Genomic DNA, 6,889 nt, shown 5'->3' on the forward strand with positions numbered 1-6,889 from the left:
CGATTTCCGGTGGAACGCTTCTTAGAAGCGGACCTTGCCGGAGATCGAGAAGGTACGACCCAGCACGCGATAGACTTGCGGGTCGGTGTTGGCCTGGCCGCCGAGGGTGCCCTCGGTGGTCTGCGGCGCTTCCTCGTCGAACACGTTGCCGATGAAGGCGGTGACTTGGAAGTTGTCGGTCATGTCCCAACGGGCCGAAACGTCGAAGTAGCTGGCTTCCGGCAGTTCGTTGCCGAAGCTGGCGGAGGTCATGGTCGGGACGTAGCTCCAGCGGCCGAACAGGGTCCAGTCGCCCAGGGTGTAGTAGGCCGAGAAGGCCGACTTCCACTCCGGCAGAGCGCCGCCGATGCCCGAGAACGAGTAGCCGACGTACTCGGTGCCGTTGATCGTGTAGGAGTCGATCAGCGACAGCAGCTCGTTCAGGCGCAGGCGACCCTTCATGCCCACGTCTTCCATGTCCAGCGACCATTCGGCCTGGATGTCCCAGCCGCTGGTCTTGAACTGCGAGGCGTTGGCGCGCGTGGTGTTCACGAAGTCGATGTCGCCGGTGACCGTGTCGCGAACGACGCGGGCGCAGGCCGGGTTCGAAGCGTCCAGGCTGTTGTAGCACTGGTTGATCCAGAACTGGGCGCCCAGCGACTGCACGGCATCCTTAATCTCGATGTCGTAGTAGTCGACGGTCGAGCGGAAGTCGCCCAGCGGGAACCAGTCGGGCTGGAAGACGACGCCGGCCGTGAAGGTCTCGGCGGTTTCCGGCTTCAGGCCCGGGTTACCGAAGGCGAAGGCTTCGACCTGAGCGTTGTTCTGCTCGAAGCCGGTGAAGTCGTGACCGCCGGCCTGAGCCGAGCAGAAGGCCACCAGCTGGGCCGACGGGCCGCTGCTCGCGTTACAGGGGTCGGTGTAGGACGGGAAGCCCTGGTCGCCGTTCTGGAACAGCTCGAACACCGACGGAGCGCGGGTCGCTTCGTTGTAGACCGCGCGGAAGCGCAGCCAGTCAACCGGAGCGTACTCGCCGCCGACCTTGTAGGTCCAGACTTCGCCGATCGACGAGTAGTCCGAGTAACGCAGGCCCAGTTCCAGACCGAAGTAGTCGGCGAAGGACAGGTCCTTCAGCAGCGGAACCGACAGTTCGGTGTAGAGTTCGCGGACGTCGACCGAACCGGCTTGGTCTTGAATGGCGTTGAAGCCGTAGATGTTGCCGGTGCGCTGCTCGTTGTCGACGCGGAACTCGGCGTCGGTGCCGCGGTATTCGAAGCCGAACACGGCGGCGATCGGGCCAGCCGGCAGCTCCATCAGGTCGCCACGGACGTAGCCGGCCAGGCGGTGCTCTTCAACCTTGGTGGAGGAGAAGGTGGTCACGCGCAGGAAGTCGACCATTTCGTCGGTCAGGGTGTTCTGACCGAAGATGTCGAGCGGCACGCAGCCCGGCAGAGCGGCCGAGCCGAGCGGGGCGCCAGCGGCGGTCTGACAGCCGGCCAGGCCCTGTTTCAGCGCCGTGCGGTTGACCGAGTTGATGCCGCGGGTCAGGCCGTGGTTCTGGCCGTAGCTGGCGGTGACCGACCAGTCCCAGTTGTCGTTGAACGAACCGTCGACGGTGCTCAGCATCGAGAAGGCGTTGTTCTCGATGAAGGCGTTACGGGTGCCGACCTCGTTGGTGCGGCGGTCCATGGTGAAGTCGGCCAGCGGAGTCGGGCGCGACTGCAGGGCGGTCCACAGATCCGGGTGAGCCGTCTGGATCAGCGACTGCATGGCCGGGGTCAGCTGGATGGTCAGGCCGGTGGCCGGGGTCGGCGCCAGCTGAACTTCCGAGTTGCTGTTCACGTAGGTCAGCTGGACCTTCGCACGGATGTCGTCCGTGATGTCGTAGGTGCCGGTCGTGGTGATGTTGAAGCGTTCGGCCGGGATGATCAGGTAGTTGTCCGGCGCGAAGCTGTAGCGCGAGGAACCAGCCGCACGATCCGGCACGGCGCAGGCGCCGCTGGCGTTACGCGGGGTCAGGTTGCCCGACGCGTCGAACGACAGGTTGCCGGTGTTGTACGCAGCGCCGCCGACGCCGTCGCAGTTCGTGTCGGTGTTGCCGGCCGCGAAGTGCGCCGGCAGCAGGGTGCCGAGGTTCTGGAACGGGTTCGCCGAGTTGTTGGCGATCCAGCCCCAGGCCGGGGTGCCCGAGCCGCCCGAGAAGACGACGCTGCCGCCCGAGCCCAGGTAGTTCTGAGCTTCAGCCGCGGTGTCCACCACGTGCAGGTTGCCGGAGGCGTCCGAAACGACCGCGGCCGAGACGCGCGACCAGTCGTAGGCCGACTGCGAGACCTTTTCGCGGTTGTAGTAGGCGGCGTAGGCGGTCAGGTTGCCGCGGCCGTCGGCGAAGTTGCCGCCGAACAGGCCGTTGATTTCGACTTCCGGAGCGTTGCCGTCGAAGGCCGAGCCGTAGGTCGCGGTGATCTCAGCGCCTTCGTAGTCGTCCTTCAGGATGAAGTTGACGACGCCCGAGATGGCGTCCGAGCCGTACACGGCCGAAGCGCCGCCGGTCACCACTTCGACGCGCTGGATCAGCGAGGCCGGGATGGTGTTCAGGTCGACGGTGCCGGTGGTCGAGGAGGCGGGCACGCGCTCGCCGTTGACCAGGACCAGGGTGCGGTTGGTGCCGAGGCCGCGAAGGTCGATGGTGGCGAAGTCTTCGCCGCCGGCGTTGTTCGAGGTCTTGGTGTTGCCCGGGATGACCTGCGGCAGCTCGTTCAGCAGCGACTCGACCGACAGGGTCGCGGTCATCTGCAGCTGCTCGGCGCCCACGGTCGTGACCGGCGAGATTTCGGTGAAGTCCTGACGGACGATGCGCGAGCCGGTGACGACCACTTCATCGACGGTCGACTGCTCGGCGTCCTGGGCGAAGGCCGGCGCCGCCGCGAACGCGGCGAAGGCAGCCCCGCAGATCATCGTGGACGCCAACAGGCGGCCACGGACGGTTTGCTTATTCAACTTTCTTCCTCCTGAGCCGGGTGCGGCAGCACTTCTTGCAAAGACCTGCCACCCGCAGCGACGTTGGCCCGCAGGCATGACGCCCCCGGATAAGGCCACGGTAGTTGGAGCAAGAGGAAAGGGTCAATTTCACCTTCGCCTATGTGGCGCGGTTTCCATTAAATTGTCGCAATATGGTCACTGCGTACTTCGGAATACTAAATAGCTATATAATTACACGCACGTTATTATATGCCGGATCAGACGCACCGAGGCCGCCGGGGCCCCTGCGGAATAGCCCGTTTTCGCCAGAGCCGGATCGGCGCCGAGGCCCTCTTCAAGGCTCGGCCGCCGGGGCCGACAGGCCGCCGGGCACCCCGGACGTGGTCCCCCGGACACCGCGTTGCTGCGTCTTCGCCACAATTCAGCCGTGAACCCGCCCCGGCCCGCGCCTCCTGCGGCGCGCCGGCCACGCGCCGCGACCGCGTCGCCGCACCGGACAACACGCTTGCGACCAAATCCGACGAATGTGCGACGAACACGGCAGGCGGCGCGGCGTCGGCGATGGTATGAGTAAAGCCGAGGTCTAGATGCCGCGGCGGGTACGAATGCTGGGTTTGGAACCGTTTTGGCGGCGAGTGGACGTGCGCGAGGCCGCGGCCCTGGCGCTGGGCCTGTGGGGCACGGCCTACGTGGTCTACCTGACCGCCGGCCTGGCCAACGACGGGTCCATGCCCGGCTTCAACTATCTCATGTATGCGCTGATGGCCGGCTTCGGCCTGGTGCCGTCGGCGCTGATCTACCTGACCATGAGCACGACCGAGCGGATGCGGCTGGCGCCGCGCCTGGCGGTGATCGGCGTGTGCCTTGTCGGCACCGGCCTGCTGCACGCGCTCAACGACTCCCTGCTGTTCGAGGCCTTCTTCCGCGTCTACCGGCCGAGGTTCGCGGGCACCCCGCTGGTGCGGGCGATGGCCGGCAACTTCCTCATTCTGGTCTGGCTGCACGCGCTGTACGCCGCCGGCGTGGAGCTGGTGCGCTCGGCCCGGGCGACGCGCGAGCGCGACCGGCTGCTGAGCGAGGCGCGCGCCGCCGCCCACCAGGCGCAGCTGGCCGCCCTGCGTTTCCAGCTGAACCCGCACTTCCTGTTCAACACGCTGAACGCGGTCTCGACCCTGGTGGTCACCCAGCGCAACGCCGAGGCCGAAACCATGATCGGCCGGCTGTGCGAATTCCTGCGCGCCTCGCTGGCGTCCGACCCGCAGGCGACCACGCCGCTGGCCGAGGAGATGGCCACGGTGGAGGCCTATCTGGAAATCGAAAGCGTTCGCTTCGGCGAACGCCTGCGGGTGGAGATGGCCTGGCCGCCGCAGCTGGAGACCGCCGCGGTGCCGGGCCTGGTGCTGCAGCCGCTGGTCGAGAACGCGGTGAAGTACGCCGTCGCCCCGGCCCGCCGCCCGGTGACCATCCGGGTCGCCGCCGCCGAACGCGACGGCGCGCTGGCCCTGATGGTCGAGGACGACGGCGACGCCGGGGAACTGGCGGCCGACCACGCCGGGACAGGCGTTGGACTTGAGAACGTGCGCAAGCGCCTGACCGCCCTCTACGGGGCGGACGGCGTGCTGGAAGCGGGCCGCGTGCCCGGCGGCGGGTGGCGCGTGGCGCTGCGGCTGCCGCTGAGCCGCACCAACGACGCGAGGAGGGCGGCGTGACTCTGAAGATTCTACTGGTCGACGACGAGCCGCTGGCGCTGGAACGCCTGGCCTTGGCCCTGCGCGACGTGCCCGACACCCAGGTGATCGGCACCGCCGCCGACGGCGAGGCCGCCGCCGAGGCGATCGTCCGGCTGAAGCCCGACCTGGTGCTGCTGGACATCCAGATGCCCGGCGCCGACGGCCTGTCCCTGGCCGCCGCCCTGCCGACCGTGGACCGGCCGGAGATCGTCTTCGTCACGGCCTTCAACCAGCACGCCCCGGACGCCTTCGAGCTGGAGGCCACCGACTATCTGCTGAAGCCGGTGCAGTTCGATCGCCTGCGCCAGGCCGTCGAGCGGGCCCGCCGTCGCCGGTCGACCAGCGCCGCGGCCGCCCGCGCCGCCGAGCTGGAGGCCCTGGTCCGGGCCATGGATCCGGAGCCCGCGGCCGCCGCGGCCGGCTGCTACGACAGCGAGATTTGGGTGCCCTCCTCCAAGGGCCTGATCCGGGTCGACCTGGATCGCGTGACCTGGATCGAGGCGGCCGGCGACTACGTGCTGTTCCACTCGGACACCCGCAGCCACATCCACCGCATCACCATGGGCGCCCTGGCCGGCCGGCTCGATCCGGCCCGCATCGCCCGCGTCCACCGCTCCGCCTTCGTGCGACTGGGCGCTGTGGCCTCGGTGGAGCGCCTGGGCAAGGGGCTGATCGCGCTGACCCTGACGGACGGCGGCACGGTGCAGGTGGGCCCCAGCTACACCAAGTGCGTGCTGGCCGCGCTCGGCGCGCGGCAGACCCGCGACCTGGCCGTCGCGTCCTAGCCGCGGCGGTCGCTGCAAGCGGAACCATCTCCCGGCGGCTGCGGTTCTAGGACCCTCAGCAAAGCCGGAGGGGATTCGTGGCCGAGACTATTCTGATCACCGGCGGCGCCGGATTTATCGGCCGCCGGGTCGCCAGGCTCCTGCTCGAGCGTGGCGACCGCGTGCGCGTGCTCGATTCTCTGGTCGAGCAGGTGCATGGCGGGGTCGAGCGCCCGGCCGAGCTGCCCGCCGAGGTCGACCTGCACGTCGGCGACGTGCGCGACGAGAACGCCGTGGTCGCCGCCCTGCGCGGGGTCGACGCGGTGATCCACCTGGCCGCCGAGGTCGGGGTCGGCCAGAGCATGTACGAGGTCGACCGCTACGTTTCCGGCAACGACTACGGCACCGCGGTCCTGCTGCAGCAGCTGATCCAGAAGCCGGTCCGCCGTATCGTCACCGCCTCGTCCATGTCGATCTACGGCGAGGGCCTCTACCGCACCGCCGACGGCGCCGTGCTGGAGACCGTCGACCGCCGCCGCCCCGGCCCGGGCGCCTGGGAGCCGCTCGACGCCGACGGCCGCCCGCTGCAGCCCCTGCCCACGCCCGAGTGGAAGCGCCCGGACCTGGTGTCGGTCTATGCGCTGGGCAAGTACGTGCAGGAACGGCTGACCCTGACGCTCGCCCCCGCCTACGGCATGGAGGGCGTGGCGCTGCGCCTGTTCAACGTCTACGGCCCCGGCCAGGCGCTCTCCAATCCCTACACCGGCGTGCTGGCCATCTTCGCCGGCCGGCTGCTCAACAAGCAGCGGCCGCTGGTGTTCGAGGACGGCGGCCAGCGCCGCGACTTCGTCTATGTCGACGACGTGGCCCGCGCCTTCGTCACCGCCCTGGACCACCCGGACGCGCCCGGAAACGTGTTCAACATCGGGGCCGGCAACTCGGTCTCGGTGGCCGAGGTCGGCGAGCGGCTGGCCCGCGCCATGGGCCTGGACATTCAGCCCGAGATCACCGGCCAGGCCCGCGCCGGCGACATCCGCCACTGCTTCTCCGACGCCTCGCGGGCTCGCGAGGTGCTGGGCTTCACGGCGCGCCGCGACTTCGACGAGGGCCTGGTCGAGCTGGTCGAGTGGGTCGCCCGGCAGAGCGCCGAGGACCGGGTCCAGGACGCCCGCCGCGAGCTGCAGGCGCGAGGCCTGGTGGCCTGACCGCCTTTCCCTTCCACCCGAACGCCAGGGTCTCCCATGACGTCCGGCTCCCCTCGCCCCCCGGTCCGACGCCTGTTCCTCGCCGCGGACACCGTGGGCGGAAGCTGGGCCTCCGCGCTCGAGCTCGCCCGCGGCCTGGCCGGCCACGGGGTCGCCACCACGCTGGCGGTGCTGGGCCCGCGCCCGGCCCCCGCCGAGGCGGCGCGGGCGCGCGCCGTGCGCGGCCTGGAGC

4 protein-coding genes and 1 pseudogene are annotated in these 6,889 nt (G+C 69.3%); 4 read left to right on the forward strand and 1 reads right to left on the reverse strand.

Annotated elements, in window-relative coordinates; translation table 11 throughout:
- Positions 1-21: 21 nt before the first annotated feature.
- Positions 22-2,976 (reverse strand): TonB-dependent receptor domain-containing protein, encoded by a 2,955-nt coding sequence (locus tag H8B08_RS15865; RefSeq protein WP_187451167.1) that lies wholly within the window; start codon positions 2,974-2,976, stop codon positions 22-24.
- A gap of 623 nt (positions 2,977-3,599) precedes the next feature.
- On the opposite strand from H8B08_RS15865, the gene H8B08_RS15870 reads away from it, so the two are divergent.
- The 4 genes and pseudogenes from H8B08_RS15870 to H8B08_RS15885 form a co-directional block, all read left to right on the forward strand.
- Positions 3,600-4,667, forward strand: coding sequence for a histidine kinase (locus tag H8B08_RS15870; RefSeq protein WP_187451168.1), 1,068 nt, complete (start codon positions 3,600-3,602; stop codon positions 4,665-4,667).
- Positions 4,664-5,473 carry a LytTR family DNA-binding domain-containing protein gene (locus H8B08_RS15875; protein WP_222934523.1) on the forward strand — a complete coding sequence of 270 codons (810 nt, stop codon included), beginning with the start codon at positions 4,664-4,666 and terminating at the stop codon, positions 5,471-5,473. The genes H8B08_RS15870 and H8B08_RS15875 overlap by 4 nt, the downstream gene beginning before the upstream one ends.
- Positions 5,474-5,550: 77 nt before the next feature.
- Positions 5,551-6,657 carry an SDR family NAD(P)-dependent oxidoreductase gene (locus tag H8B08_RS15880; RefSeq protein ID WP_187451169.1) on the forward strand — a complete coding sequence of 369 codons (1,107 nt, stop codon included), beginning with the start codon at positions 5,551-5,553 and terminating at the stop codon, positions 6,655-6,657.
- A gap of 36 nt (positions 6,658-6,693) precedes the next feature.
- Positions 6,694-6,889 (forward strand): annotated as a pseudogene (locus H8B08_RS15885) (glycosyltransferase family 1 protein); the annotation flags it as partial.

It is taken from the genome of Caulobacter sp. 17J80-11, from assembly GCF_014349105.1.
In the GTDB taxonomy this organism is placed as follows: Bacteria; Pseudomonadota; Alphaproteobacteria; order Caulobacterales; family Caulobacteraceae; genus 17J80-11.